The sequence below is a fragment of the Phytohabitans flavus genome, assembly GCF_011764545.1.
GTDB classification, from domain to species: Bacteria; Actinomycetota; Actinomycetes; order Mycobacteriales; family Micromonosporaceae; genus Phytohabitans; species Phytohabitans flavus.
This window is the reverse complement of record NZ_AP022870.1, coordinates 8,410,068-8,436,531: the sequence shown is the minus strand read 5'-3', so window position 1 is coordinate 8,436,531 and position 26,464 is coordinate 8,410,068. Positions and strand designations below refer to the sequence as shown.

The window sequence follows — 26,464 nt, the reverse complement described above, 5'->3', positions numbered from 1 at the left end:
CGCGGATGGCGGGACAGCGGCGTTGGCTGGGTGGGCTGGCGTCGCTGGCTACGAGGTCTCGCCGGCGACGGAGAAGGAGCGGAGTCGGTCGATGGCGAGGAGCGTGAAGCCGACCGCGAAGATCGCGGACATGATGATCGCGACCGGCAGTGAGACCTTGGACTGGAGCAGGCCGGTCGGGGCGACCTTGTCGGCGATCGTCAGCACGTACTGCTGGACGGACAGCACGCGGGTGCCCGACACGAAGTTGCCCAGCAGGCCCTCCCACACCAGCACGTACACCAGACCGAGCAGCACCGGCCGCCGGGTGACCAGGCTCAGCGCCAGGAACAGCGCAGAGTACGCCAGCGAACCCACCAGGCCGCCCAGCGCCAAGCCGAGGCCGAGGCGTACGGAGTCGGCCAGCACCCCGGCCACGTACAGCGCGATCGAGACCGTGACCGTCGTGACCGCGGTGGCCACGACAAGCTTGGGGAGCACGATCTGCCAGCGGGGCAGCGGCTTGGTGAGGATGTGCACGATCGTGCCGTCGTCGATCTCCGAGCCGAGCACGCCCGTACCCACGATGAGGGCGATGACCGGAAGCACCACGGCGAGCCCCAGCCCCACGAGGACCGGCTGGGCCCAGTTTTCCGGGGCCACGCCGAAGGCGCGGCTGATGATGGCCAGGCCGACCACCAGCAGTGGCAGCGGGATGAGCAGGAGGAACCGACGGCGGCCGAAGAGGCCGCGGGTCGTGATCCACGCGATCGTCTGGGTTACCACTGCTATGCCTCCACCAGGTAGGAGAAGACGCTCTCCAGGGACTCGTCCGAGGGATGCAGCCGGCGAACGCGGATGCCCTCGGCGAGTGCGATCTTGGGTAGCGCGCGGGTGAAGCTGCCGTAGTCGCCGGCGCGTATGGTCAGGCCCGTGCGGTCGATCTCCACGCCGGTCACCGACGCCTGGCCCATCAGGGCGACCGCCAGCCGGCGGTCATCGGTCGAGTGGACGGCGAAGACGTGTGGACGGTTGGACATGAGGCGGCGGATCGCGCGGTAGTCGCCGGAGGCGGCGAGCCGGCCGGAGACGATCACCTGCACGGTGCCGGAGACCTGCTCGACCTCTTCCAGGATGTGCGAGCTGAAGAGGATCGTGCGGCCGGCCTCACCGAGCCGGTGCAGGAGCTCCATCATGTGCAGCCGCTGGCGCGGGTCCATGCCGTTGAACGGCTCGTCCAGCAGCAGCACCTGCGGGTCGTGCACAAGGGCGGCGGCGACCCGCGTGCGCTGGCGCATGCCCTTGGAGTACGTGCCGATGCGCCGGTCCTGCGCCGGGGTCATCTCGACAAGCTCCAGGGCCCGCTGGGCGGCCGCCTCCGCGTCGGGCAGCCGGTGCAGGCGGGCACTGACGGTCAGGAACTCGCGGGCGGTCAGGAAGTCGTGCGCCGCCTCGCGCTCGCTGACCAGGCCGAGTTGCTTGTAGACGGCCGGGTTGCGCCAGGTCGGTGCGCCGTCGATGGTGACCGTGCCGCGCGAGGGGGCGAGGAAGCCGGCCATCATGTGCAGCACGGTGGTCTTGCCGGCGCCGTTGGGCCCGAGCAGGCCGGTCACCCCGGGCCGAGCGTCATGGTGACGTCGTTGACGGCCACCACATTGCCGTACCAGCGGGAGACGCCCTCAAGCGTGACATCGCTCATGACGAAGCGACCTTCCGGTAGCGAGCCTGCAGGAGTGCGACGCAGCCGGCCACGACGCCGAGCGTCACCGCGAGGTAGAGCGGGCCGTACGGGCCGATGACCTCGGCCTCGTTTCCGGTGTCGAAGAGCCACACGCCGACCCCGAAGACGAGGCTGGACGGGCTGAAGAGCAACGCCAGGTCGTTCATGGTCTGGGACGGCAGGACCGACAGCACCCCGACGATCGGCGTGGTCATCAGGAACACCGCGACGATCCCGCCGGCCGCGAACGCCCGCTTGCCGGTCATCGACGCGACCAGCAGGCCGATCCCGGCGAAGACGGCCGCCCACAGCAGCGCGTAGAACAGCCCAGGTCCGACGTCGCCGACCTCGGTCCAGAACTGGCTCATGTTGTCCGCGGAGAACGCGGCGACCAGGAACATCAGCACCTGCGGCGCGCCGAGCAGCAGAAACACCGCCGTGGCGAGGGCGGCCAGCTTCGCGTACGCGTAGTCGGCACGGCGCAACGGCCGCGAGAAGTAGAGCGGCAGCACGCCCGACCGTAGGTCCCGCGAGACAAGCTCGGGCGCGACGACGGCCACGAAGAAGACCACCAACCACGCCATCATGTCGACGAACGCTGTGTACGTGACCCCGGCATCCGGCACCTGCGCGCGGACCGCCGCGAGGACCGTGCCGGTCAGGAAGACCACGCCCAGCACGAACCAGGGGAAGATCTTGGCCTTCGCGCTGCGGCCCAGCCCGAAGGCGGTGCGCAGCCCGTGCACGTACATCGACGTGAACACGTACGCCCGGCCGAAGCGCGGCCCGGTGTAGCGCTGGTATCCGATGTCGTGGATGACACCCGCGGCCTCAGACATGGGTCACCTCCCGGGCGGCGAAGAGCTCGGCGACGCGGTGGCGCCGCTGGTCGAGACGGTGCAGCGGCAGGTCGAGCTCGGCCACCGCGGTCAGGATGCGGTCGTACGTGGCGTCGTCTTCCAGGGGTACGAGCAGCAGCCGGCCGTCCCGCCGGACGTTGAGCCCGAGCAGGTCGAGCCGGGCGGCGAGCTGGTCGATGCCCTCGCTCACCTCGACCGCCAGCACGTCGGTGACGGTCGTCATCGCGGAGATGTTGTCCGAGCGCAGCAGCCGCCCGCCGTCGATCGCGATCAGCGAGTCGCAGATCCGCTCGACCTCACCGAGCAGGTGCGAGCAGACCACCACCGAGATGCCGAACTCGGTGCCGATCCGGTGGATCAGCGCGAGCATGGCGTCGCGGCCGGCCGGGTCGAGGCCGTTGGTCGGCTCGTCGAGCAGCAGCAGGTCGGGGTCGTGGACGAGCGCCTGGGCGAGCTTGACGCGCTGCTTCATGCCCGTCGAGTAGCCACCGATCTGCCGGTAGCGCTCCTCGTACAGGCCGACGTGGCGGAGCGCCTCGGAGGCGCGCTCGCGGGCCGCCGTGCGCGGCAGTCCGCTGATCCGCCCGAGATGGGTGACGAACTCGGCGGCGGACAAGTCCGGCGAGAGCGACTCGTGCTCCGGCATGTAGCCGACCCGGGCCCGCACCGCGGCCGCGTCGACGGTGGGATCGAGGTCGAGCACACGCACCCGACCACTGGTGGGGGCGAGCAAGCCCAAGAGGATCTTGATCAACGTGGACTTGCCCGCGCCGTTGGCTCCGACCAGCCCGACGATGCCGGGTTCGACGCTGACCGTCAGGTCAGACAGCGCCGTCACCCGACCCCGTAGGTCTTGGTGAGCGATTCGGTCGCTATGAGAGTCACGCGCTCAGCGTAGGTAACGGAGCGTGTCCGGAGGTATCAGGCGGAACCCTGGACCTACCCTCAGGGTCTCACCCGACGGGATTATGTCCCCGGTTGTAGCGTCCGAGTCTCAAGTCGTACCCCCGGCTCGTCGCGCCAGGCCACCGACCGAGCGGTAACAGTTTCATAAGGGTCGGCCGGCCGGGTTCGGCTGTGTACTGATGGGGTGTTTCGCAAACCGGTGATCTGGGTTGTCGTGGCCGTCCTCGCGGTGGGCGCGGTATTCGGCCTGTATTGGTTCCAGCCGTGGAAGCTCGTCACCGACCAGGAGGTGGACGAGGCACTTTCGAGCGTGCCGGCGGTAGCGCCGACGGAATCCCAAAGCACGGGATCCCAAAGTGCCGCGCCGGACGGTCCGACGGTGGTGCGGCAGGGCACGTTCATCACCCACGAGCACCAAACCACTGGCACGGCCCGGATCATCCGGAACGCGGACGGCTCGCACCGCCTCGAACTCGTCGCCCTCGACACCTCAAACGGTCCCGACCTGCGGGTATGGCTCAGCGACCAGCCGGTCAAGGAGGGCACGGCGGGCTGGCGGGTCTTCGACGACGGGCAGTGGGTGGAGCTCGGACGGCTCAAGGGCAACAAGGGCGACCAGGCGTACGCGATCCCCGCCGGCACCGATCTCGACAGGCTCGGCAGCGTCTCCATCTGGTGCAAGCGTTTCGCCGTCTCGTTCGGCGCCTCAACCCTCGTCCGGGTCTGAAATGGCGGGCGCAGGCGCGGGGCATACCCCCTTACCGGTATCTTCTCTGCGTCCGGTAGCAGACACCGGAGAGCCGTGGCACTCTCGACCGATGAGCGGACGGCTGAGAAACTGTGTGCCGGTTCGCCGTTGGGGGTGCGATGAGCAACGGGTGGGTGATGCCCGACGAGGTGCTGCGCGACGCGCCGGCGTATACGCCGCGCTCCTTTGAGCTGGCAGACCTCGAGCTGCTTCTCTCCGGGGCGTACACGCCACTATCCGGCTTCCTCAGCCGGGCGGATCTGGCGGGCCTGGCCCGGCGCGGGCGCTTGGCCGACGGCACCCCTTGGCCGGTGCCGGTGACGCTGGAGGTCCCCGGCGATCTGATCTCCGACTTGGACCTTGAAAACCCTCTCCAACGGGCGCTCGTGCTGACCGACTTCGAGGGCGCTCCGGCGGCCGCGGTCGACGTGACCGACGCGTGGCCCACACGGGACGGGCGATACGGCGTGGGTGGCGCCGTCCGGCGGCTGGGCGACGGCGGGCATGGCCCGTTCCAGCGGCTGCGGCGCACGCCCGAGGAGGTCAAGTCGCTGCTCCCGCCGGGCCGCGTGCTCGGCGTGATCGCCGACCGGCCGCTGCACCGTCCACAGTTGGCACAGATCGCGCACGCCGCCCGTACCCTCGCGTCCCACCTGCTGATCCTCATCCCGGTCGCCGAGCAGGGCCCTGACGGCATGCCGCCCGAGGTGCTGGTCCGGGCCGTGTTCGCCGCCCGTGACCGGATGCCCCGGCCACGCTCGTCGCGGTGCCGCTGGCCCGGCGCGGCGACGAGATCCGCGACGCGCTGCTGCGCGCCCGGGTCGCCGCGGCGTATGGGGTGACCCACCTGCTCTCCACCGGCGACATGCTCTCCGGCGGCGGCCCGCGCGTGCTGGTGCCGCGCGAGCTGGCCTACGACAACCGCGACGGCCAGTGGCGCTGGCGCGACGACATCCCCCCGCGCAACCGCCGGCTGGCGCTGCGCCCGGACGAGATCGAGGATCTGCTCGACCGCGGCTTCCCGCTGCCCGAGTGGCACACCCCGCCGGCGGTCGCCAAGGAGCTGTCCCGGGCCCGTCCGCCGCGCCGCCACCGCGGTGTGGTCGTCCTCTTCACCGGCCTCTCCGGCTCGGGCAAGTCGACCGTCGCCCGCGGCGTCGCCGACGCGCTGAGGGAGAGCGGCGACCGTACCATCACCCTCCTCGACGGCGATGTGGTGCGGCGCGAGCTGACGAAGGGCCTCGGCTTCAGCAAGGAAGACCGCGACATCAACGTGCGCCGCATCGGCTGGGTCGCCGCCGAGGTTGCCCGCCACCGCGGGATGGCGCTGTGCTGCCCGATCGCGCCGTACGCGAAGGCCAGGGCCACCGCGCGCGCGATGGCGCTGGAGGCGGGCGCCGGCTTCATCCTCGTGTACGTGTCGACCCCGCTCGAGGTCTGTGAGCAGCGCGACCGCAAGGGCCTGTACGCGAAGGCCCGCGCCGGCCAGATCACCGGGATGACCGGGATCGACGACCCGTACGAGGTGCCCACCGACGCCGACCTGGTCCTCGACACCAGCGAAATGTCGATCGAGGAGGCGGTGCAGGGGGTCCTCCAGCACCTCATGGAGACGGGGTGGGTCGAGCCGCGCCTCCAGCCGGCCTGACCCGTACCTGGAAGGTATTCGCCGCGACGGCCGAGACCGGCGCCGCGGTCGGGCACACCGCGGCGGCCCTTTCCTTCGCCGGCTACGGCGCCTGTTGGTGGCGAATGCGCCGCCGGCTGGGCCTGTCGATCACTTCCGCCTGGTAAATGATCCACAAGCATTCGCCGCGTTGTGGAGCTGAGTCACAATAGGTGGTTCAAGGTGAATTGAGTGTCTGATTAGGACAGTCAAAGAATGTCGCGCGACACCTGCCTCGGCCGGGCGGGCTACCTAACGTACGGCGTCCGAGGCCGCGGCGTTTGAGCGCAGCACCCTATGGGAGCTGACCCGGGCGGTCGACGATCGCTACCCGGAGCTGTGCGGACTCTCGAACCACCGTCTTGCCGCGGACCACGCGCTCGCCGAGGTACTTGTACGTGGTGCCGTCGAAGACGAGCTCCATCCGGACGCCGTTGCGCGATACGCCGACTGACACGCCGCGCCGCCCGGCGGCGTCCACCACGCCGTCCTGCGCGGTAACGCCTGCCTGCCGGCCCACGACCTGGTAGAGCGCGACCTGCGATTCGGGACGCAGGTAGCTGTCGCGGAGCAGGTCGCTGGCGGCCGCGAAGACGTCGCCGCCGTTGGCCTTTGCGGCGCGCTCGCGCAGGTACTGCTCCATCCCCGCGGCGTCCGCCGGCGCGCCGGAACGGTCCGCGCCGGAGTCCGGCGTCCGCTCGCAGGCGATCGGCGTGCCAGGCCGGGTGACCAGCCACACGCCGCGCGGGCAGGCTTCGAGCCTCGTCTCCCACCACCCGCTCCGCGAGCCGCGCGGCTGTACATGCAACCTTCCGGTCTGCTGGCCGTCGGCGGAGAGCCAGATCCGCCTGGTGATGGCGACCGGCTCGCCGCGTTCGGGCTCGCAGCGCCAGCCATCGTTCGCGCCGTCGCACGGGAACGACTCTGACGCATCCGTCTGGATCGACTCGATGAACACGAACTGGTCGGGCCGGACCACCGGGGCCTGCTGGGCGGCGAGCGCGGCGCTGGCCAGCACCTCGGAGGCGGAAAGCTCCCGTGCCATCGGCGGCTCATCGCCGGTCCCGGTCCACGGGCCGGCGGCCAGCAGCACGCCTGCGACGGCGGCGGCCAGGCCCGGTACTGCCGCGAACCGCCACACCCGGCGAGGCCGCACGGCCGGCTGGTGGGCCTCGCGGACCAGCGCCGTCCGGATCCGGTCGAGGGTGGCGTCGTCCGCAGGTGGGAGGTCGCCGCGCAGGTCGCGCACGTAGTCGAGGTCGTTCACGTCAATGCTCCTCAGGGGTGCTCGGGTCGAGGTCGGCGAGCGCGCGGCGCAGGCGCTGGCGCGCGCTGTGCAGGCGGGACCGCACCGTGCCGGCGGGAATGTCCAGAGCGCGGGCGACCTCGACGAGGCTGAGCTCTTCACGCGCGACGAGCAGCAGGACGTCCCGTTCCGTGGCGGGCAGCTTCGCCAGCACCGCGGCCAGCCGGCGGCTGGCCGCGGTGGCCGCCACCCGGTCCACCAGCTCCGCGTGCGGTTCAGCGACCGGATCGACGCCGGTACGCGCGAACGCCTGGTACTGGCGCACCTCCGTCCGCCGGTGCCGGTGCAGCAGGTTTGTGGCGATGCCGAAAAGCCACGGCCGCGCGTCCGGCTGGCTCGGGTCGTACCGCGCGCGGAGCCGGAAGGCGAGCAGGAACGTCTCGCTGGTCAGGTCGTCCGCCAGCGAGTGACCCACCCGCCGGGCCAGGTAGCGGTGCACCGCGAGCCCATGCCGGTCGAAGATGGCGGCGAAGCTTTCACCGGCGGCGAGCGACCGCTCGATCAGCTCACCGTCGCCCGGAGCCGGCACCGCCACCGGGTCGGCCGCCACCTCCGCCGTCGCGTCGCTCATACCCGATATTGCCCGGACGGCCGCCAAGCGTTCGAAAAATGCGCAGAGCTCGGCAGGTCTACGAACCGAACCTCGACAGCTTGCCCTTCAGTCGTGCGTAGCGGAGCGAGTAGAGCAGCAAGCCGAGCGCGCCCGCGATGTACACGAGGTCAAGCAGCGCGGCCACCGCCAGCCTGTCCCACGCCACGCCACCGCCGGCCAGCACCCCGCGCATCCCCTCGAACACATGGCTCGCCGGCACCAGCGCGGCGACCGCCTGTGCCGCGGGAGGCAGCACCGACAGCGGGTAGAAGACCGCCGCGAACGGCTGGAACACGAACACCATGATGAACGCGACAATCTGCGCGCTCTGTCCAAAGCGGATCACGCAGGCGATCGCCACGACGCCGAGCGCCCAGCCCATGACCATGAGCACCGCCATGAACGGCACGAGTCCCGGGCCGATCGTGAACACGCCGAAGCCGTAGAAGGTGAACGCGAGTGCCGCCATCACACCGATCGTCGCCGTCACCTTGACCACGCTGGCGAGCACCAGACCACCCACGTACTCCATAGTGGACAGGGGCGAGACGAAGACGTTGAGCAGGTTGCGGCTCCACACGTCGAAGAGGAAGCCGAAGGCGACCTCACCCTGGGAGCGGTGCATCACCTGCCACAGCAGCACCGCCCCGAGCAGCATCGCCACCGCGATGTGCACCTGATTCTGCTGCATGTACATCGAGACGAGGCCCCACAGCACAAGCTCGGCCGTGGGCCAAAAGGCCATGTCCACCATGCGCGGCGGGTCGCGGCGCAGCGCGAAGAAGTCGCGGCGGATAACGCTCGCGATCCGCCGGCGCCGCGCCGGCCACCCGTCCAGGACTATGTCACTCATCCCCGTGCCACCCTCAGGAAGACAGCTTCCAAGTCGTCGACCCCGTAGGCCCCGGCCAGCTCCGCCGCGCTGCCGGTCGCCACGATCCGGCCACCGGAGACGAAGTGGATGCGGCTGCACATCCGCTCGACCTCGGGCATGTTGTGCGACGTGATCAGCATCGCCCGCCCGGTGCGGTGGGCCTCGCGGAGCAGCAGCTCGCGCATCCGGTCGCCCACATCCGGGTCGAGGTTGGCCGTCGGCTCGTCGAGCACCAGCAGGCCCGGCTCGTTGAGCAGCGACTTGGCCAGCTGCACCCGGGTCTGCTGCCCCGACGACAGTTGCCCGTAGCGCCGGTCGCGCAGCTCGCCGAGATCAAGCAATTCCATCAGCTGTGTCACCTGCCGGCGCGGGTTACGCAGCCCGTACATGTGGGCGAAGACGTCGAGCAGCTCGTCGACGCGCAGCACCCACGGCAGGCTCGCGTAGCTGGCCGCGAAGTTGACCCGGGACAGCGCCCAGGTGCGGTGGGCGGCCAGGTCCCGCCCGAACATCCGGATGGTGCCGCTGTCCGGCGTAGTCAGGCCGAGGATCATGTGCAGTGTGGTGGTCTTGCCGGCGCCGTTTGGCCCCAGCAGGCCGACGATCTCGCCCTCGCCAACGCTGAAGCTCACCCCGTCGACGGCCGTGACGGGACCGAACCGCTTCGTCAGCGAAACAGCCTCAAGCACGGTCATGACATCGATGCTCGCCGTAACCGCATGGCCGGGCAACGCATTTACGGGAGGATGAGATTGACGTCGCCGAACTCGTGCCACAGGTAGCGCGACTCAAGCGCCTCGGTGTACATCCGGTCCAGCAGCGGGCGTCCGGCGACCGTCTCCAGTAGATCGAGGTGCGACGCGCGCGGCTCGTGAAAGCCGGTGAGCAGGCCATCCACCGCGCGCACGCCGCGGTCCGGCGTCACCACAAGCTCGGTCCAGCCGCTGGTCGCGGTCACCACACCCGCCGCGGTCGCCGCGGTCTCCAAGGCGCGCACCGCGGTCGTGCCGACCGCGATCACCCGACCACCGCCGGACCTGGCCTGGGTGACGAGCCGCGCGGTGGTCTCCGGCACGACAAACCGCTCCGGGTACGGGCGTTCGTGCGCTTCCGGCGATGCCACACCGGTGTGCAGGAGTACGGGTGCGAACTGCACGCCAGCGGCGACGAGCCGGGTCACCACCCGATCGCTGAACGGGCGGGCCGCGCTCGGCATCTCCGCACTGCCCGGCTCGGTGGCGAACACGGTCTGGTAGTGGGACAGCGGCCACGGCCGGGGCACGTACCCGTACCGGATCGGCTGCCCGTACGCCCGCAGGTATCCCACCACCGACCCGCCGATGTCCACAGTGGCTGTCCACAGTCGACCCCGCGAGTACTCCTCGCGCAGGCGCACCGACCCGCCGCCGGGCAACGGATACCGCTGCCCGGCGACGCCCCGTCGTACGGCCGGGTCGCCTTGCCCGCCGCCTGGCGCAGCTCGACGAGCCACTTCCCGCGGGCGAGCTCGGTACTGAAGTGGACAGTGAGCGAGGCGCCCACGACCGGGACCGCCGCGGGGAGCGTGCCCGATGTGTTCACCACGAGCACGTCCCCGGCCCGGAGCAGGCGCGGCAGGTCCGTGAAGCGGCGATGGGCCGTCGCGCCGGTGGACACCTCACCGACGAGCAGCCGTACACCGTCCCGGGCCAGGCCGCGCGCCTCCGGCGGCTCGTGCGCCTCCAGCTCGGCGGGCAACGTGAACGTCGACACGCTCACGCCGGCACCCCCGCCATCAGGTCGGCGAGGCGGATCCGCCCAGACGGTGGCCGCCTCTCGACAAGCCGCCGGAACGCTGGCACCACCGTCACCGGTTCCGGGCGGTCGCTGATGTCCTCACCCGGGAATGCCTCCTGGTGCATCCGGGTACGCAGGTCGCCCGGGTCCACCCACCACACGCGTACCGCCGGCTCCTCCGCGGCGAGGATGCGGCTGGCCTGCTCGACCGCGGCCTTGGCCGAGCCGTAGCCGCCCCAGCCCTCGTACGCCTCCACCGCCGCGTCCGAGGTCACGTTGACGATCGCCCCACCACGGGTGCGCAGTCCCGGCAGGGCGAGCTGCGCCAGCGCGAGCGGGGCGACGACGTTCACCTCGTACACGTCGCGGAGCACCTCCAGCGGGTAGTCGGCCAGCCGTGGCTGCGGGCTGGGGCCGAGGATGCCCGCGTTGTTGACGAGCAGGTCGGCACCGCCGAGCCGGTCCGCGGCGGCGACCAAGGCCATCCGGTGCGCCGGGTCGGTGACGTCGCCGGGCAGCGCGGTCACGTCCCGCGGTACTCCGGCAGCAGCTTGGGCCAGCGTGGCCGCGTCGCGGCCGTCGATTACGAGGTCCCAGCCGGCCTCGGCGAGTCCGGTTGCGAGCGCCAGCCCGAGCCCTCGGGAGGCGCCGGTGATGATTGCGACAGGCATGCCACTGACGCTAGGTAGCGGCGCACCGCCTGCCATCGGGCCGTGGCCGGTCCGGGCCTAGGCCTTTGGACCTAGGTCTGCGGCCCGATCCGGATCGGCGTCACCGTGGGTAGCCTGAGGGTGTGTGCGATCGCGGTGAGCTGCGCGAGGTGAGCGCGGCCGTGCTGGCCGTCACCGCGCACCTGTCCGTGCGCGAGGTGTTGCAGACGATCCTCACCTCGGCCCGCCGCCTGCTCGGCGCCCGGTACGCCGCACTCGGCGTGCCGGACAGCGACGGCGGCTTCGCCGAGTTTCTCGCCGACGGGGTCAGCGACGAGCAGTGGCGGGCGATCGGGCCGCTGCCGCGCCAGCACGGGGTACTCGGCGAGATGCTCCGCTCCCCGCACGCGGTGCGGATGGCCGACATCCAGCAGCATCCCCACTTCGGCTGGTGGCCGCGGGCGCACCCGGTGCTCACCGACTTCATCGGCATGCCGATCGTCGACGGCGACGAGATCCTCGGTGAACTCTTCCTGGCCAACAAGATCGAACCCGGCGGCTTCACCGCAGACGACGAGGAACTGCTCCGGCTGCTCGCCGCGCACGCCGCGATAGCGCTGGTCAACGCCAGGCTGTACGAGCGCAGCCGGGAGCTGTCCATCGTGGAGGAACGCAACCGGATCGCCCGCGAGCTGCACGATGCGGTCACCCAGAAGCTCTTCAGCCTGCGGCTGACCGCCGATGCCGCCGCGACGATCGTCGACCGCGATCCGGCTGCGGCCGCCGCGCAGCTGGAGACGGTACGCCGCCTGGCCGCCGACGCCGCCGGTGAGCTGCGTTCCATTGTGGACGGCCTGCGCCCGGTGGACCTGTCCGGTGACGGGCTCGACGTGGCGCTGCGCAAGCAGGCGGAGCTGCTCGACCGGGTGCACGCGGCCTCGGTGCGGTTCACCGGCTGTCCGGTACCCCGGCTCACCGCCGCGCGGGAAGAGGCGGTCTACCGCACCGCCCAGGAGGCGCTGCACAACGCGCTGCGGCACGGCGACCCGTCGGCGGTGACCGTGGAGCTGCGGGCCGAGGCGGGCAAGGTGGTACTGCGGGTGGATGACGACGGCCGCGGCTTCGATCAGGCACCTGCCCAGGCGGCTCGGCGGCTCGGCCTCGCGTCGATGCGCGAGCGGGCCGCGGCGGTGGGTGGCGCCCTCAAGATCACGTCGGCGCCGGGCGCCGGCACGAGCGTACGGCTGGAGGTGCCCACCGGTGGCTGAGCCGATTCGCGTGCTTGTCGTCGACGACCACCCGGTCGTCCGGCAAGGGCTGCGCACGTTCCTGGACGTGCAGGAGGGCATCAGCGTGGTGGGCGAGGCCGAGGACGGCGCCGGCTGCGTGACCGAGGCCGAGCGGCTCCGCCCCGACGTGATCCTGCTCGACCTGCGGATGCCCGGGACCGACGGCGTCGCCGCGCTGCAAGGACTGCGTGACCTGGACAAGCCGCCTCGGGTCCTGGTGGTCACCAGCTTCACCGAGCCGACGGCGGTCCTCCCGGCCGTCCGCGCTGGCGCCTCCGGCTACGTGTACAAGGATGTCGACCCACCCGCGCTGGCCGCCGCGATCCGCGCCGTGCACGCCGGCCACGTACTGCTCCACCCGGACGTGGCCCGGCTGCTCGCAGCCGGCGACGCGCCCTCGGCCGCCCCGACGCTGACCGCCCGCGAGCGCGAGGTGCTCATCGAGGTGGCGCGCGGCCGGTCCAACCGCGAGATCGCCAAGGCCCTTTCGGTGTCGGAGAAGACCGTGAAGACCCACGTGAGCGCGATCCTCGGCAAGCTGGACGTGCAGGACCGTACCCAAGCCGCGCTGTACGCCGTCCGCACCGGCCTGGTCTAGAGATCTTTCAGGGTCGGGGTCAAATTCGATTTCTTGAGACAAGGTATTTGCCCCGGTCCGCGTCACTTGCGGACCGTATGCTCCCGCGGGCACCGCGCAGGTCGGCGGCTCGCTAGCGCTCGCCGAGATCCCCGACCTGCGCTGCCAGGTCCGCGGCCCAAGCCCAACCCCCAACCCCGACCCGATCGCCATCGTGGGTGCGGGGGCGCATTTGCTCTGCTCTCCTACAGTGGCCGCGCTGGCGATCAGCGGCGACCTTGCCGCCAGGCGGCACCTCTGGTCCTGGATGGTGCTGGTCCCGCGGCGACCGCGCAGACCCGCCTCCTTGATCGGCGCGGTCGGGTTGGTGTACGCGAGAGGTCGTGGTCGGCCGACCACGACCTGGGGGTGAGCTTGCCCAACTGCGGAGGGTGAGGCCGCGGGAGCGACGGTCTGGACCACAACGGACATCGCGGTAGCCCAACGTCCTTGATTTTGGATCTCTATCCGCGACAACACACCGAGGCCCCCCAACACCAAGCTCTCTAGCAACACTGCCACGCTCTCCTAGCGGACGAATTACCATAATTCCATGCACTTCCGGCGGCCTCCCACATGATCACGTACGGGCGTCCGCACCTGCCGTCACTCGGCGGCGCGACCGAGTGGCTCAACTCAGGGCCACTGGGCCCCGCCGAGCTGGGCGGTCACGCCGTCCTCGTGAACTTCTGGACGCTGACCTGCATCAACTGGCTACGCCAGGAGGCATACGTCCGGGCGTGGTCCCGCGCCTACAAGGACGACGGCCTCGTCGTGGTCGGGGTGCACACACCGGAGTTTTCGTTCGAGCACGACGTCGGCGGCGTGCGGCAGGCGGCCAAGGAGCGCGGGATCGACTACCCCGTCGCGGTCGACAACGACTACGAGGTCTGGAACGCCTTCGACAACCACTACTGGCCGGCGCTCTACTTCGTTGACACCAGCGGCGTCGTCCGCGGTGACCACTTCGGCGAAGGGCACTACGAGCAGTCGGAGCGCGTCATCCAGCGGCTGCTCGGCGTCGAGCGCTCGCTCGTACCCGTCGAAGGGGTCGGCGTGGAGGCGGAGGCCGACTGGGCCAACCTGCGTACCCCCGAGACGTACCTCGGCTATGGGCGTGGCGAGCGCCTCGCGTCGCCGGACGGCGGCCCGTTCGACGAGCGCCGCGCCTATGAGATCCCCGAACCCCTGCCGGTGAACAGCTGGGCCTTGGCCGGCGAGTGGACGATGGGGGCGGAGAGGGTCGCGCTCGGCGATGGTGGCGGGCGCATCGCCATCAGGTTTCACGCGCGCGACGTGCATCTCGTGCTGTCGGCGGGGGCACGCGGACCGATTCCCTTCCGCCTGCTCCTCGACGGCGAGCCGCCGGGGCCGGCGCACGGCGTGGACGTCGACGAAGGCGGCAGCGGCCTGCTCCGCGAGGGTCGCCTGTACCAACTCGTGCGCCAATCCGGCGCGGTCCGCGAGCGGACCCTGGAGATCACCTTCCGGGAGCCCGGCGCCGAGGCCTACGCCTTCACCTTCGGTTAGGGCCTGTTTCAAAGGGATTGTCGAGGCGAGCCGGGATCCAGGCGGCGATCCGGCAAGTCGGGCGCAAGGTCGTATACCGGTGTTGTATGTGGCCTTACGCCCGGCGCCGCCGGTCGTCGTCTGGGCCCGGCGCAGCCCGGCAAGGATTTTGAAACAGGCCCTAGGGCTGGAGCGACCAGTCCGGGCCGGTCGGGGTGTCGCGGACCTCGATCCCCGCGGCGGACAAGCTGTCGCGGATCTTGTCGGAGGTGGCGAAGTCGCGGTCGGTGCGGGCCTTGGCGCGCAGGTCGAGCAGCAGCGACACATACGGCTCCAGCACGTCGCGCGGGTCGCGGGCGCCGGCCGCGGCAAGCTCGCCGAGCCGCACGACCATCGAGCGGAGCACCCCGCGCGCCTGCTCGCCCTCGTCGGAGATGTTTGTGTCGGCCGCCCAGTCGACCATGATTTGCTCCAGGTCGAGGATCGTGGCCACGCAGCCGTCCACGTCGCGCCGGGCGAGCGCCGCGGCGAAGCGGAGCTCCAGCGCGTCGGCGGCCGCCTTGAGCGACGACTCGGGCACCGGGTCGTCCGGCAGCACCTCATCCGCCGGTGCGACCGCGCTGGGGACCGCCGCCGAGCCGCCCGACGCCAGCGTCGCGATGCCGACCACCGACCCGCTCCGGTGCACGGTGCTCTCGCCGCGCCGGCGGATCGTGAAGTGCCCATTGCCAAGCACCGACGCCGTACCCGCGGCGAGGTCGAAGACCACCGCCGTGTGCTCGTCGACGCCGAGGATCAGCGTCTCGTCGGAAAGCTCGGCCTCCATCGCGGTCAGCCGCCCCTCACCGAGATAGCAGAAGCGGGTGTCGTGGTGGCCGCCCTCGGCGTTGTCGTAATGCGGGATGATCACGACCGGAACGCCGAACAGCGACGAGACCACGTCCAGCCCGGGCACCCAGTGCGGCTCGATGCCGGCCTTGTAGATCTCGTACACCGGGATGGCGTGGCTGCCCAGCGTCAACGCCGCTGCGCTGGCGAAGCAGACCACGCCGCCGTCGCGCAGCTTGCCCGCGATCAGGTCAGGCACGGCGGTGTCCCGCCACTGGCGCAGCGCATACGTCGGGCTGCCGGGACCGGCGAACACCCACCCGGCCTCGCGGAGCGTGGTCAGCGCCCGCTCCCGCTCCAGCGTGTCGGTGGGCGGACGGCGCCAGGAGAGCACCTCGATCTCGCGCCCCACACTGGCCGCGAAGTAGCCCACCGCGCGTGACGAGATGTCCTCGGCGTTGGACTGAAACCCATACGGCGTGTCGAGCAGCACGGCCCGCCGCGTGCCGACCCGCTCCAGGATCGCCCGGTGCGGCTTGACCATCGTGGGCGCGGTCTCCCCCGACCCCATGATGACCAGGAGCCCGCCCTGTGCCTTCCACGCTCCGTCGCTCGGCGCTCGTCCGCCGTCGTGGTGAAGGCCCGTAGCCTCACGACTCCCGCTCATACCAACCTCAGTAGGTCGGCGGCCAGCTCACGCGGATGCTGCGCGTGCAGGTCGTGGTCGCCGCCCGGGTACTCCCGGATGGTGGCGTCGGCCAGCGCCTGCGCCGCGGCCTCGACCCGCGCCCGACCGCGCGCCGCCCGCTCCAGGTCGGTGGGCACGGCCGGCACCAACAACACCGGCATCACGAGCGCCGGGTAGAACCGCTGCGGCGGGTCCTCCCACATGTCGCGGACGATCTCCATGTGGCGCGGGATCGGCAGCCGCCGGGCCAGCAAACCTTCAGGGCCGACCCGCAGGTTGGCCACGGTCGCCTCGATCGCGACATCGGACCAGTCGGGGTGCGTGCGCCGCAGGAAGCCCCGCATCTGGTCGACGCGCAGCCCGTCGAGGTCGGGCGGGCGCAGCGCGGTGGCGCACTCCTCCCAACTGCCGAACTGCGTAGACAGGTCGATCCACCCGCCATCGACCAGCGCGAGGGCCTTGACCAGCGCGGGGTGCTCGGCGGCCAGCCGGACCGCGACATTGCCACCCCACGACTGCCCGGCCACCACCAGGTCCTGGAGCTCAAGCGCGGTCGCGACGGCCGCGAGATCGGCAGCCGCGGTGCCCGCGTCAAAGCCGCTGTCGGGCAGGTCCGACTCGCCGTGGCCACGCAGGTCTACCGCGAACGACCCGTGGCCGGCCCGGGCCAGCTCGGCGGCCATCTCGTCCCAGAGGAGCGCATTGGACGCGAGGCCGTGCACGAGCAGGAAGGACGGCTCACGCGCCCCATCGCGCCGGCGCACCCGCAAATGAACGCCTTCACCAACCGCTACGCGCAGGTCCACGCTCTGAATCTAGGCCCCGGGTACGACAAGATTCCAGCAGTCGCCCGCCTACGTCGCCATCACGCCCATGAATGGCAAGCTGAGCCCCGCTCAGCGAGGCAAGCATTTCCTGGCGCATCTGAGCGCGCCGGCCGGCGCGCTCGGCGCTGTCCCACTCCGGGTCGTGCGCCCGCGCCTTGGCCTTGACGTCCCGCCAGTTTGCGCTCATTGCTCCTCCTTCAGAGAGGTCAGGTGGCGGCGCGGAGGAGTTGGGCGGCGTCCTCGGGGACGATGTCGTTGATGAAGACGCCCATGGCGGACTCGGAGCCGGCCAGGTACTTCAGCTTGGTCGCCGCGCGGCGGATGCTGAAGATCTGTAGGTGCAGGTGGCTCTCCTCGCGGCCGCTGCGTACGGGTGCCTGGTGCCACGCGGAGATGTACGGCATCGGCATGTCGAAGAGGCCGTCGAAGCGCCCGAGCACGTCCAGGTAGAGCGGGCCGAACGCCGCGCGTTCCGCGTCGTCGAGCGCGGGCAGGTCGGGCACCCGGCGGTGTGGGGCGATGTGCACCTCGAACGGCCACCGCGCGGCCACCGGCACGAAGGCGGTCCAGTGCTCGTTGGCCGCCACCACGCGTACGCCGGCGGCGCGCTCGCTGGCCAGCAGCTCCGAGTACACCGGGCGGCCGCGGGCGGCGGTGAGCATCGCGCGGGTGCGTGGGGTGACGAAGGGGTACGCGTAGATCTGGCCGTGCGGGTGGTGGAGCGTCACACCGATCTCGACGCCCCGGTTTTCGAAGCAGAACACCTGCTCCACACCGTCCAGCGTGGACAGTGCCAGCGTGCGGTCGATCTGTGCCTCCAGCACGGTGCGCACGCGGGACGGCGGCAGCGTGGCGAACGACGCGTTGTGGTCCGATGTGAAGCACACCACCTCGCACCGGCCCTGCGCCGGCCTCGCCACGATGTCCTCCGGCAGCGCCACCGGGCGGTCGCTGAAGGAGGGGAACCTGTTTTCGAAGACGACCACGTCGTAGTCGGAGGCGGGGATCTCGCTCTGCCGCCCGTCCCGCGACGGGCACAGCGGGCACTCGTCCGCCGGCGGCAGGAAGGTACGGCTCTGCCGATGGGCGGCGATCGCCACCCACTCGTCGACCAGCGCGTCATACCGCAACTGGGACGCGGGCGGCGGGGGTGGCAGGTCACGCTTGTCGACGGAGTCGCGGAAGGTGTCGTCGCGCTCCTCGAAGTAGATCAGCTCGCGGCCGTCGGCCAGCGTGGTCGGCACCTTCCTCACGGGACGATCACCAACTCCTCGACATGCTCGGTAAGGGTTGCCCGGGCGGGCGGGGGCAGGGCGGCGTCGCTCACCACGACGTGGGCCTCGGACAGCTCGGCGATGGAGGAGATGCCGACCGTGCCCCACTTGGTGTGGTCGGCCAGCACCACGAGGCGCTCGGCGGCGGCGATGAGCGCCCGGTTGGTGTCCGCCTCCATCAGATTGGGCGTGGTGAAACCGGCCCGCTCGCTCATCCCATGTACCCCCAAAAAGAGCACGTCCAGGTGAAGCGAACGGATCGCGGCGACCGCGACCGGGCCGACGAGCGCGTCGGACGGGGTACGCACACCGCCGGTCAGCACCACCGTCTGGTCCGGGCGACCGGCGCGGTAGAAGACGTCGGCGACCGGGATCGAGTTGGTCACCACGGTCAGCTCGGGCACGTCGACCAGGCGCTGGGCGAGCTCGGCGGTGGTGGTACCCGCGGAAAGCGCGACCGCCGTCCCGGGGGTGACGAGCTGCGCGGCCCGGACCGCGATGGCGGCCTTCTCGGACCGCTGCCGGATGGACTTGGCCGCGAAGCCCGGCTCGTCGGTCGAGCCGGGCTGCACCGACGTCGCGCCGCCGTGCACCTTGGCGAGCAGGCCCCGGTCGGCGAGTGCCTCCAGATCGCGGCGGATCGTCATGTCGGACACGCCGAACTCGGCGGCCAGGTCGCTGACCCGAACCCCGCCGGCGGCCCTGACCCGGTCCAGGATCGCGGCCTGGCGCTGCGGTGCGAGCATCGGCCCCAACCCTCCTCGACATCCCTGACCGAGTGAACAGAACGCAAGTGAACAGATTTGAACACTACCGCACGCAGGCAGCCGTTGTGACATCCTGTGCCAGTGCTCTTCGAGACCCTCGACGAGGTCCGGGTCGACCCGGGGACGGCCCGGGTCTACGAGGAGGGATGGCAGTCCGCGTCGCCCACTTCGTGGTATCCCGTCGACGCTCCGCCTCCCCGCCCGGCGGCCGACTGGCGGCGGCGCGGCAACTACCGCCCGGAGAGCGCCGCACCGGCAGACGGCTTCCAGGGCGAAGGGCTGCTGGCCATCGATCCGGGTGACGGTGGGCCGCTGCGCCTGTACGCCGCGCCAGACCCGCTGACCGTCCCCTCGATCCGCGCCACGCTCACCGGCGACCGGCTCGTGGTCGCGGCGGACGGGCCGGTCACCGCGCACACCGGCGTACCGCTCGGCGACTGGGCATCCGGCTTCGCCCGTACCGCCGGCGGACCCCTACCGCGCGCGGCGCCGACCGCCTGGTGCTCGTGGTACCACTACTTCGAGCGGGTCACGGAAACGGACATCGACGAAAACGTCGCCGCCATCCGGGACCGCGAGCTGCCGGTCGAAGTGGTCCAGGTGGACGGCGGCTGGCAGGCGGCGGTGGGCGACTGGCTGCACCTGTCCGACCGGTTCACCTCGCTGGACGGCGTGGCCGCGCGGATCCGGGACGCGGGGCTGCGCGCCGGCATCTGGGTGGCGCCGTTCTGGGTCCAGGAGGGCAGCTGGCTCGCCCGCGAGCACCAGGAGTGGCTGATCGCCGGGCCGGACGGCCTTCCGGTCTCGGCCGGCCGGCACTGGGGCGCCCCGTCCTACGGCCTGGACACCACCAACCCGGCTGCCGCCGACTACGTCTGCGAGGTCTTCGCCTGGCTCGCCGGCCTCGGCTTCGACTACTTCAAAATCGACTTCGCGTACGCCGCCGCGCTCGCCGGCTCACGCCACACAGGCGTCGAGCCGCTGGCCGCGTACCGGCGGGCGGTGACCCTGGTCCGTGAGGTCATCGGACCGGACGCCTACCTGCTCGGCTGCGGCGCCCCGATCCTGCCCAGCGTGGGCCTCTACGACGCGATGCGCGTGTCGGCCGACATCAGCCCCGCGTACGAGCCGGTGGACGGCGACCTCTCCCAGCCATCCCAGCGCGGCGCCGCCCTTTCCACGCAAGCGCGGGCCTGGCAACACGGCCGCTTCTGGGTCAACGACCCCGACTGCCTGATCGCGCGGCCGGAAGTGGAGCGCCGAGCGGACTGGGCGAGGGTGGTCGAGCGGTTCGGCGGCCTGCGGGTCAGCTCCGACCGGATAGCGGACCTCGACGACTGGGGAGTGGAGACCACACGCCGCCTCCTGGCGAATACGCCACCGCCGACCCCGTTCGCATAGCGGAAACGGGCTGTGCCGTCACCAGGGATCGACGGGCTCGTTAGTACGAGTGGACGTGGTGCCAGTCACGTCCAGTGAGATCGCCGGTCATGGCCGCCCACCGTGCCGGCCGTCGGTCTTACGGCTATGGCGAATAGCCTGCCGTCCCTTCCCAGCGGGGGCCCTGTCCCGGGCCCCCGCGCCCCACATCTCGCTCCGGGCGCGATGCCCCTCCCCGGCCGTTTCAAACAGCCGAAGAGGGGCAGGCCGAAAAACTCAGGCGAGCTTCTTGGACAGGTTCTGGTCCAGCGCGTTCATGAACTCGTCCGTGGTGAGCCACGGGGCGTCGCGCGAGATCAGGAGGGCCAGGTCCTTGGTCATCTGGCCGCCCTCGACCGTATCGACGCAGACCTGCTCGAGCTTGTCGGCAAACTCGGTGACCGCCGGCGTGCCGTCCAGCTTGCCCCGGTGGGCCAGGCCGCGGGTCCAGGCGAAGATCGACGCGATCGGGTTGGTCGAGGTCTTCTCGCCCTTCTGCCACTGCCGGTAGTGCCGGGTGACCGTGCCGTGCGCCGCCTCGGCCTCGACGGTACGGCCGTCAGGCGTCATGAGCACCGAGGTCATCAGGCCCAGCGAGCCGAAGCCCTGCGCCACCGTGTCGGACTGCACGTCGCCGTCGTAGTTCTTGGCGGCCCACACGAAGCCGCCCTCCCACTTCAGCGCGGCCGCGACCATGTCGTCGATCAGGCGGTGCTCGTACGTGATGCCGGCCGCCACGAACCTGTCCTTGAACTCCGCCTCGAACACCTCGGCGAACAGGTCCTTGAAGCGACCGTCGTACGCCTTCAGGATCGTGTTCTTGGTGGACAGGTAGACCGGGAAGCCGCGGTCCAGGCCGTACCGGAACGAGGCGCGCGCGAAGTCGCGGATCGAGTCGTCGAAGTTGTACATGCCCATGGCGATGCCGCCGCCAGGGAACTTCGCCACCTCGAACTCCATCGGCTCGCCGCCGTCGTCAGGCGTGTAGGCGATGGTCACCGTGCCCGGGCCGGGCACCACGAAGTCAGTGGCCTTGTACTGGTCGCCGTGGGCGTGACGGCCGATGACGATCGGCTTGGTCCAGCCGGGCACGAGCCGCGGCACGTTGGCCATGATGATCGGCTCACGGAAGACGACGCCGCCGAGGATGTTACGGATCGTGCCGTTGGGCGAGCGCCACATCTTCTTGAGGCCGAACTCCGCCACCCGCGCCTCGTCCGGCGTGATGGTGGCGCACTTGACGCCTGCGCCGTGGCGCTTGATGGCGTTGGCCGCGTCGATGGTGACCTGGTCGTCGGTCTCGTCGCGGTACTGGATCGAGAGGTCGTAGTACTCGAGCTCGACATCGAGGTAGGGCAGGATCAGCTGCTCCCGAATCTGCTTCCAGATGATCCGGGTCATCTCGTCGCCGTCGAGCTCGACAACGGGGTTCTCTACTTTGATCTTCGCCATCGAGCCGGCGCTCCTCTCCGGGCAGTTATTAAGCAGTACGAGCGTACTGCACGGCCTAGACTGCCCTGCATGCCACTCACCCGGACCCTCGGCGGAGCGACGGTCGTCGCTCTGCACGACGGCGAAGGCACCTTCTTCCAGCCGCGCGGTGAGGCGTTTCCGCAGGTCAGCGCCGAGCTGTGGGCACAGGCCGACGCGCGCGACCCGGGCGCGGTGACGCCGGACGGCCAGTGGCTGCTGCGCTTCCGATGCTTCGCGGTCCGCCACGGCGACCACGTGACCCTTGTCGACGCCGGCATCGGGCCAGCGGACTCGCTTGCCGCGAGCTGGGCGCCGGTGCCCGGCCGCCTCCCGGAGGAGCTGGCCGCCGCCGGCATCGACCCCGCCGACGTGGACACCGTCGTGCTCACCCACCTCCACACCGACCATATCGGCTGGGCTGTGAACTTTTTTCAACCTGAACCGCGCGGAGCCGGCACCCCAACCCACGGAGGGCGAGGCGAGGTTGAAAAAGGTTCATTGGTCGGCACGCCGTACTTTCCGAACGCGACCTATCTGCTCCAGCGGGCCGACGCGGAGGCGTTCGACCGGCCGGAGATCAGGCGCCGCCTGCTGGGCCCGCTCACGGACGCCGGCCAGTTGCGGCTCGTCGAGGGCGACGTCCCGATCGCCGCCGGGGTCACCGCGATCGCGACGCCCGGCCATACGCCGGGACACCAATCAGTGCTCATCGGGTACGGCGAGCGGCAGCTCCTGATCACGGGCGATCTTTTGGTGCACGTGGTCCAGCTCGTGGCCCCCGACACGGCATACGCGCATGAGATGGACCCCGAGGCGGCGCGGAACTCCCGGACGAAGCTGTTGAAAGCGGGCATCACTCTCGCCACACCACACCTGAGCGAGCCGTTCTTACCGGCGTAAGGGACACCGGACATGCGAACGGCCGCCCAGCTTCTCATGGAAGCCGGGCGGCCGGTCATTTCGGTCGTTGCTAGAGAGCCGCTACGTCCGCCTGCTTGGCGCGGACCGCCTCGGCGGCCGCCGTCAGGCCGGCCAGCTCCGACTCGGTGAGCTCGGTCTCGACCACCTGGTTGACGCCGTTCGCACCGATCGAAGCCTCGACACCGAGGTAAACACCGGAGATGCCGTACTCGCCGTCGACCCAGGCACAGACGGGCAGCACGGCGCCGGAGTCCTCAGCCACGGCGCGGGCCATGCGGGCGGCGGCCGCAGACGGCGCGTAGTACGCCGAACCGGTCTTCAGCAGCGCCACGACCTCAGCGCCGCCGTTGCGAGTACGGACGACAAGCTCCTCGATCTTGTCGGCGGGCAGCAGCTCGGCGAGCGGCTTGCCGTTGACCGTGCACTTCGACGGCACCGGCACCATCGTGTCGCCGTGCGAGCCGAGCGTCAGCGTCTTCACCGAGGCGACCGGTACGGCCAGCGTCTCGGCGACGAAGTGGGTGAAGCGGGCGGTGTCGAGCATGCCGGCCTGGCCCAGCACCCGGTTCTTGGGGAAGCCGGTGGCGAGCTGGGCGAGCGCGGTCATCTCGTCGAGCGGGTTGGATACGACGATGACGACGGCGTTTGGCGCGTACTTCGCGACGTTTTCGGCGACCTGACGCACGATCTTGGCGTTGACGCCGAGCAGGTCCATCCGGCTCATGCCGGGCTTGCGGGGCAGGCCGGCAGTGATGACGACGACGTCCGAGCCCTCGATCGCCTCGTAACCCTCGCCGTTCGGACCGGTCGTCTGCCCGACCACCTTGGTCTCGAAGCCCTCGATCGCCCGGGACTGGCTCATGTCGAGCGCGAGACCCTCGGGCTTGCCCTCCACGATGTCGGTGAGCACGACCGTGTCGAAGATGTCGTACTCGGCCAGCCGCTGTGCCGTCGTGGAGCCGTAGAAGCCGGCGCCGACGACGGTGACCTTCTTGCCCATGGTCGTCTCACTCCTTGATACGAACGGCATTCTTTTCCGGACCGTATCAGCCGTGCTAACTGCTGTTTCCGTTGACCGGGGCGGCTGTGCCGGTCCACACGGTCCTTCGCCGTTGATCAGGGAGTTGATGGGGCGACGCGCCGTCCGACACGCCCGCGAAGTCCCTGATCAACTACAGGAGGCGCTCGGCGCGCTCGACCACGTTGGTTAGGAGCATGGCCCTGGTCATTGGGCCGATGCCGCCGGGCATCGGGGCCAGGGCGCCAGCCACCTCGGCTACCTCGGGCGCTACGTCGCCGGTGTAGACGCCCTTGCCGTCCTCGCCGACGACCCTGGTGATGCCCACGTCGACCACGACCGCGCCGGGGCGCACCATGTCCTTCGTGATCAGCCCCGGCACGCCGGCGGCGGCGATCACGATGTCGGCGGAGCGGGTGTGCGCGGCCAGGTCGCGGGTGCCGGTGTGACAGAGGGTCACGGTCGCATTCTCACTGCGGCGGGTGAGCAGCAGCCCGAGCGGGCGCCCCACCGTGGTACCGCGGCCGACCACGGTCACCTCCGCACCGCGCAGCTCCACGCCATACCGCCGGAGGAGCTCGACGATCCCGCGCGGCGTACACGGCAGCGGTGCGTCGTAGCCGAGCACAAGCCGCCCCAGGTTGATCGGGTGCAGCCCGTCGGCGTCCTTGTCCGGGTCGATCAGCTCCAGCACCCGCTCGGTGTCGATCTGCGGCGGCAGCGGCAGCTGGACGATGTAGCCGTGGCAGGCCGGGTCGGCGTTGAGCTCGGTGACGACGGCCTCGACCTGCTCCTGCGTGGCGTCGGCGGGCAGCTCGCGCTGGATCGAGGCGATGCCCACCTCGGCGCTGTCGCGGTGCTTTCCCCGCACATACGCGTGTGAGCCAGGGTCGTCACCCACCAGGACTGTGCCAAGTCCCGGAACGATTCCCCTTTCGGCCAAAGCCTTTACCCGCGTCTGGAGGTTGTCCTTCATGGCGGACGCGGTTGCCTTACCGTCCAGGAGTGTCGCGGTCACGCCGCAAATGGTCTCATAGGGAGCCCGAAGAGAAAGTGGTGAGGGGACGTCATGCAGGTACGCGCGATCGCCATCTGTGCGGTCCTACCGGTGGCCGGTGCGCTGGCCTTGACCGCGTGCGACCCACTCGGCGGCGACTCGGCGAGCGGCACCGGCCCGCGCTCGGTAAGCGTGCAGATCGCCCAGCCCCGGCACATGCTGCCGACGAATACGAACGACGCGGATGGCGCCCAGGTGCTCTCCGCCCTCTTCGCCCCCTTGGTCCAGTACGACGGTGAGCACCGGCCGCGCGAGCAAGCCGCCGAGTCGATCAAGTCGACCGACCACCGAGTGTGGACCGTGACACTCAAGGACGGCTACACGTTCCACAACGGCGAGAAGGTGACCGCCGACAGTTACATCAACGCGTGGAACTACGGCGCCTACGCGCCCAACAAGCAGAGCAACGGATACTTCTTCGCCAAGATCGGCGGGTACGCGGACACCCAGCCCACCGACCCCGACGGTCCCGGCCCCCAACCGACCGCCGAGCCCAAGGCCAAGACGCTTTCCGGCCTGAAGAAGGTGGACGACCGCACGTTCCGGGTCACGCTCTCGACGCCGTTCACCGAGTTCAAGGCGATGCTCGGGGACACCGCCTTCTACCCGCTCCCCAACGCAGCGTGGAAGGAGCCGGGCGTGCTCGCCGACGGCTTCGAGGACGCGATCGTGGGGCAGGGCCCGTTCAAACTCAAGGGCGGCTGGCGGGACAAGACCGCGATCGAGGTCGAGCGCTTCGACGCGTACCCGGGGGACAAGCCCAGCGTCGACAGTGCCGCATTCCGGATCTACGACAACCTCGCGAAGGCGTACGAGGACGTGCGCGACGGCGACCTCGACGTGATCCGTACGATCCCGGCGGAACGGGTGGCCGACGCGGCCAAGGATCTCGACGGCCGGGCCGGCAGCAGCCCCGACTCGACGATCCAGTTCCTCGCGTTCCCGACGTTCATGCCGGATTTCTTCAAGGGCAGCGTGCGGCGCGCGATTTCGATGGCGATCGACCGGGACGCGATAGCGGCATCGGTTTTCCACGGCGCGCAGAAGCCGGCGCGGTCATTCGTCGCGCCGGTCGTCACCGGCTACCGCGAAAACAGTTGCGGCGCCGCCTGCCAGTTCAACGCGGCCGAGGCCAAGCGCCTCTACTCGGAGGCGGGAGGGCCGGGCTCGATTCAGATCAGCTTCAACGACGACGGCGGCCACAAGGCCTGGGTCGAGGCGACGTGCGAGCAGCTTCGGGCCAACCTCGGGGTCCAGTGCACGGCGGTGGCCGAGCCGCGCTTCGGCGACGTGCTCGCGAAGGTGGAGCAGCGCAAGGCCGTAGGCATGTTCCGGATGGGATGGCCGATGGACTACCCGTCGATGGAGAGCTACCTCGCCCCGCTGTACTCCACGGCCGGCTCGTCGAACTACGCCGGATATCGCAACGCCCGCTTCGACACCCTCATCACCGACGCGATGCAGGCGGCCAACGAGGGCGAGACGATCAAGAAGTACCAGGAGGCGGAGGACATCCTGGCCCGGGACATGCCGGTGATTCCGCTCCGCTTCGGCCAGAACAACTTCGGCTTCTCGGCCCGCGTCAAGGGCGTCGAGCTGGACCTCTACAGCCGGGTCGACCTGACGAAGCTAACGGTCAACGCCGCCGCCTGACGATGGAGATCTGAGCTACCGCGACGCCCCGTCGTGGTAGCTCAGACC

22 protein-coding genes and 4 pseudogenes are annotated in these 26,464 nt (G+C 70.5%); 8 read left to right on the top strand and 18 right to left on the bottom strand.

What is annotated here, in order from left to right; translation table 11 throughout:
* Positions 1–48 precede the first annotated feature (48 nt).
* The 4 genes and pseudogenes from Pflav_RS37485 to Pflav_RS37470 form a co-directional block, all read right to left on the bottom strand.
* Positions 49–765, bottom strand: coding sequence for an ABC transporter permease subunit (locus Pflav_RS37485; RefSeq protein WP_173041358.1), 717 nt, complete (start codon positions 763–765; stop codon positions 49–51).
* A gap of 2 nt (positions 766–767) precedes the next feature.
* Positions 768–1,678 (bottom strand): annotated as a pseudogene (locus Pflav_RS37480) (ABC transporter ATP-binding protein).
* Complete coding sequence (locus Pflav_RS37475) at positions 1,675–2,538, bottom strand: ABC transporter permease subunit (protein WP_173041357.1); 864 nt, start codon at positions 2,536–2,538, stop codon at positions 1,675–1,677. Before Pflav_RS37475 ends, Pflav_RS37480 begins: the two are co-directional and overlap by 4 nt.
* A pseudogene (locus Pflav_RS37470) lies at positions 2,531–3,444 on the bottom strand (ABC transporter ATP-binding protein). Before Pflav_RS37470 ends, Pflav_RS37475 begins: the two are co-directional and overlap by 8 nt.
* Positions 3,445–3,649: 205 nt before the next feature.
* Between Pflav_RS37470 and Pflav_RS37465 the strand changes: the two are divergent.
* Both Pflav_RS37465 and cysC read left to right on the top strand, forming a co-directional pair.
* Positions 3,650–4,192: a DM13 domain-containing protein gene (locus Pflav_RS37465; RefSeq protein ID WP_173041356.1), complete on the top strand. Its 543-nt coding sequence runs from the start codon at positions 3,650–3,652 to the stop codon at positions 4,190–4,192.
* A 140-nt stretch (positions 4,193–4,332) separates the two neighbouring features.
* Positions 4,333–5,861, top strand: a pseudogene (gene cysC, locus Pflav_RS37460) (adenylyl-sulfate kinase).
* A gap of 313 nt (positions 5,862–6,174) precedes the next feature.
* Here the strand turns inward: cysC and Pflav_RS37455 are convergent.
* From Pflav_RS37455 to Pflav_RS37430, 7 genes and pseudogenes are all read right to left on the bottom strand, one after another.
* Positions 6,175–7,146, bottom strand: a complete 972-nt coding sequence (locus tag Pflav_RS37455) for a CU044_5270 family protein (RefSeq protein WP_173041355.1) — start codon at positions 7,144–7,146, stop codon at positions 6,175–6,177.
* A 1-nt stretch (position 7,147) separates the two neighbouring features.
* Entirely contained in the window at positions 7,148–7,756 is a 609-nt protein-coding gene (locus tag Pflav_RS37450; RefSeq protein ID WP_173041354.1) for an RNA polymerase sigma factor, read from the bottom strand.
* A gap of 58 nt (positions 7,757–7,814) precedes the next feature.
* Positions 7,815–8,630: an ABC transporter permease gene (locus tag Pflav_RS37445; protein ID WP_173041353.1), complete on the bottom strand. Its 816-nt coding sequence runs from the start codon at positions 8,628–8,630 to the stop codon at positions 7,815–7,817.
* Complete coding sequence (locus Pflav_RS37440) at positions 8,627–9,346, bottom strand: ABC transporter ATP-binding protein (protein WP_173041352.1); 720 nt, start codon at positions 9,344–9,346, stop codon at positions 8,627–8,629. The genes Pflav_RS37445 and Pflav_RS37440 overlap by 4 nt, the downstream gene beginning before the upstream one ends.
* 41 nt (positions 9,347–9,387) lie before the next feature.
* The gene (locus Pflav_RS37435) at positions 9,388–10,143 is read right to left on the bottom strand and encodes an S-adenosylmethionine:tRNA ribosyltransferase-isomerase (RefSeq protein WP_269474576.1); all 756 of its coding nucleotides are present in this window, start codon (positions 10,141–10,143) and stop codon (positions 9,388–9,390) included.
* Between the two features lie 35 nt (positions 10,144–10,178).
* Positions 10,179–10,403: pseudogene (locus Pflav_RS47725) on the bottom strand (S-adenosylmethionine:tRNA ribosyltransferase-isomerase); the annotation flags it as partial.
* Positions 10,404–10,405: 2 nt separating this feature from the next.
* Complete coding sequence (locus Pflav_RS37430; protein ID WP_173041351.1) at positions 10,406–11,098, bottom strand: SDR family NAD(P)-dependent oxidoreductase; 693 nt, start codon at positions 11,096–11,098, stop codon at positions 10,406–10,408.
* 122 nt (positions 11,099–11,220) lie between these two features.
* On the opposite strand from Pflav_RS37430, the gene Pflav_RS37425 reads away from it, so the two are divergent.
* From Pflav_RS37425 to Pflav_RS37415, 3 genes are all read left to right on the top strand, one after another.
* Positions 11,221–12,345 (top strand): GAF domain-containing sensor histidine kinase, encoded by a 1,125-nt coding sequence (locus Pflav_RS37425; protein ID WP_173041350.1) that lies wholly within the window; start codon positions 11,221–11,223, stop codon positions 12,343–12,345.
* Positions 12,338–12,964, top strand: a complete 627-nt coding sequence (locus Pflav_RS37420) for a response regulator (RefSeq protein WP_173041349.1) — start codon at positions 12,338–12,340, stop codon at positions 12,962–12,964. The genes Pflav_RS37425 and Pflav_RS37420 overlap by 8 nt, the downstream gene beginning before the upstream one ends.
* Positions 12,965–13,558: 594 nt before the next feature.
* A complete protein-coding gene (locus tag Pflav_RS37415; protein WP_173041348.1) occupies positions 13,559–14,512 on the top strand; it encodes a redoxin domain-containing protein in 954 nt (317 codons plus the stop codon).
* Between the two features lie 160 nt (positions 14,513–14,672).
* Here the strand turns inward: Pflav_RS37415 and Pflav_RS37410 are convergent, their stop codons facing one another.
* The 4 genes from Pflav_RS37410 to Pflav_RS37395 form a co-directional block, all read right to left on the bottom strand.
* Complete coding sequence (locus tag Pflav_RS37410) at positions 14,673–15,890, bottom strand: CysS/YqeB C-terminal domain-containing protein (protein WP_173041347.1); 1,218 nt, start codon at positions 15,888–15,890, stop codon at positions 14,673–14,675.
* Positions 15,891–15,982: 92 nt separating this feature from the next.
* Entirely contained in the window at positions 15,983–16,813 is an 831-nt protein-coding gene (locus Pflav_RS37405; protein ID WP_173041346.1) for an alpha/beta fold hydrolase, read from the bottom strand.
* Between the two features lie 227 nt (positions 16,814–17,040).
* The gene (gene galT, locus Pflav_RS37400) at positions 17,041–18,087 is read right to left on the bottom strand and encodes a galactose-1-phosphate uridylyltransferase (protein WP_173041345.1); all 1,047 of its coding nucleotides are present in this window, start codon (positions 18,085–18,087) and stop codon (positions 17,041–17,043) included.
* Entirely contained in the window at positions 18,084–18,854 is a 771-nt protein-coding gene (locus Pflav_RS37395; RefSeq protein ID WP_173041344.1) for a DeoR/GlpR family DNA-binding transcription regulator, read from the bottom strand. The genes galT and Pflav_RS37395 overlap by 4 nt, the downstream gene beginning before the upstream one ends.
* A gap of 102 nt (positions 18,855–18,956) precedes the next feature.
* On the opposite strand from Pflav_RS37395, the gene Pflav_RS37390 reads away from it, so the two are divergent.
* A complete protein-coding gene (locus Pflav_RS37390) occupies positions 18,957–20,276 on the top strand; it encodes a glycoside hydrolase family 36 protein (protein WP_197938836.1) in 1,320 nt (439 codons plus the stop codon).
* Between the two features lie 255 nt (positions 20,277–20,531).
* Here Pflav_RS37390 and Pflav_RS37385 read toward each other — a convergent pair whose 3' ends face one another.
* On the bottom strand, positions 20,532–21,746 hold the full coding sequence (locus tag Pflav_RS37385; protein ID WP_173041342.1) for an NADP-dependent isocitrate dehydrogenase: 1,215 nt from the start codon (positions 21,744–21,746) through the stop codon (positions 20,532–20,534).
* 69 nt (positions 21,747–21,815) lie between these two features.
* Between Pflav_RS37385 and Pflav_RS37380 the strand changes: the two genes are divergently transcribed.
* Positions 21,816–22,667, top strand: a complete 852-nt coding sequence (locus tag Pflav_RS37380; protein ID WP_173041341.1) for an MBL fold metallo-hydrolase — start codon at positions 21,816–21,818, stop codon at positions 22,665–22,667.
* Positions 22,668–22,737: 70 nt separating this feature from the next.
* On the opposite strand, the gene mdh is transcribed toward Pflav_RS37380, so the two are convergent.
* A complete protein-coding gene (gene mdh / locus Pflav_RS37375) occupies positions 22,738–23,688 on the bottom strand; it encodes a malate dehydrogenase (protein WP_173041340.1) in 951 nt (316 codons plus the stop codon).
* A 172-nt stretch (positions 23,689–23,860) separates the two neighbouring features.
* Entirely contained in the window at positions 23,861–24,724 is an 864-nt protein-coding gene (locus tag Pflav_RS37370; protein WP_173041339.1) for a bifunctional methylenetetrahydrofolate dehydrogenase/methenyltetrahydrofolate cyclohydrolase, read from the bottom strand.
* 51 nt (positions 24,725–24,775) lie between these two features.
* Here Pflav_RS37370 and Pflav_RS37365 point away from each other — a divergent pair, with 51 nt between their 5' ends.
* The gene (locus Pflav_RS37365; RefSeq protein WP_173041338.1) at positions 24,776–26,416 is read left to right on the top strand and encodes a peptide ABC transporter substrate-binding protein; all 1,641 of its coding nucleotides are present in this window, start codon (positions 24,776–24,778) and stop codon (positions 26,414–26,416) included.
* The last annotated feature ends 48 nt before the right edge of the window (positions 26,417–26,464 follow it).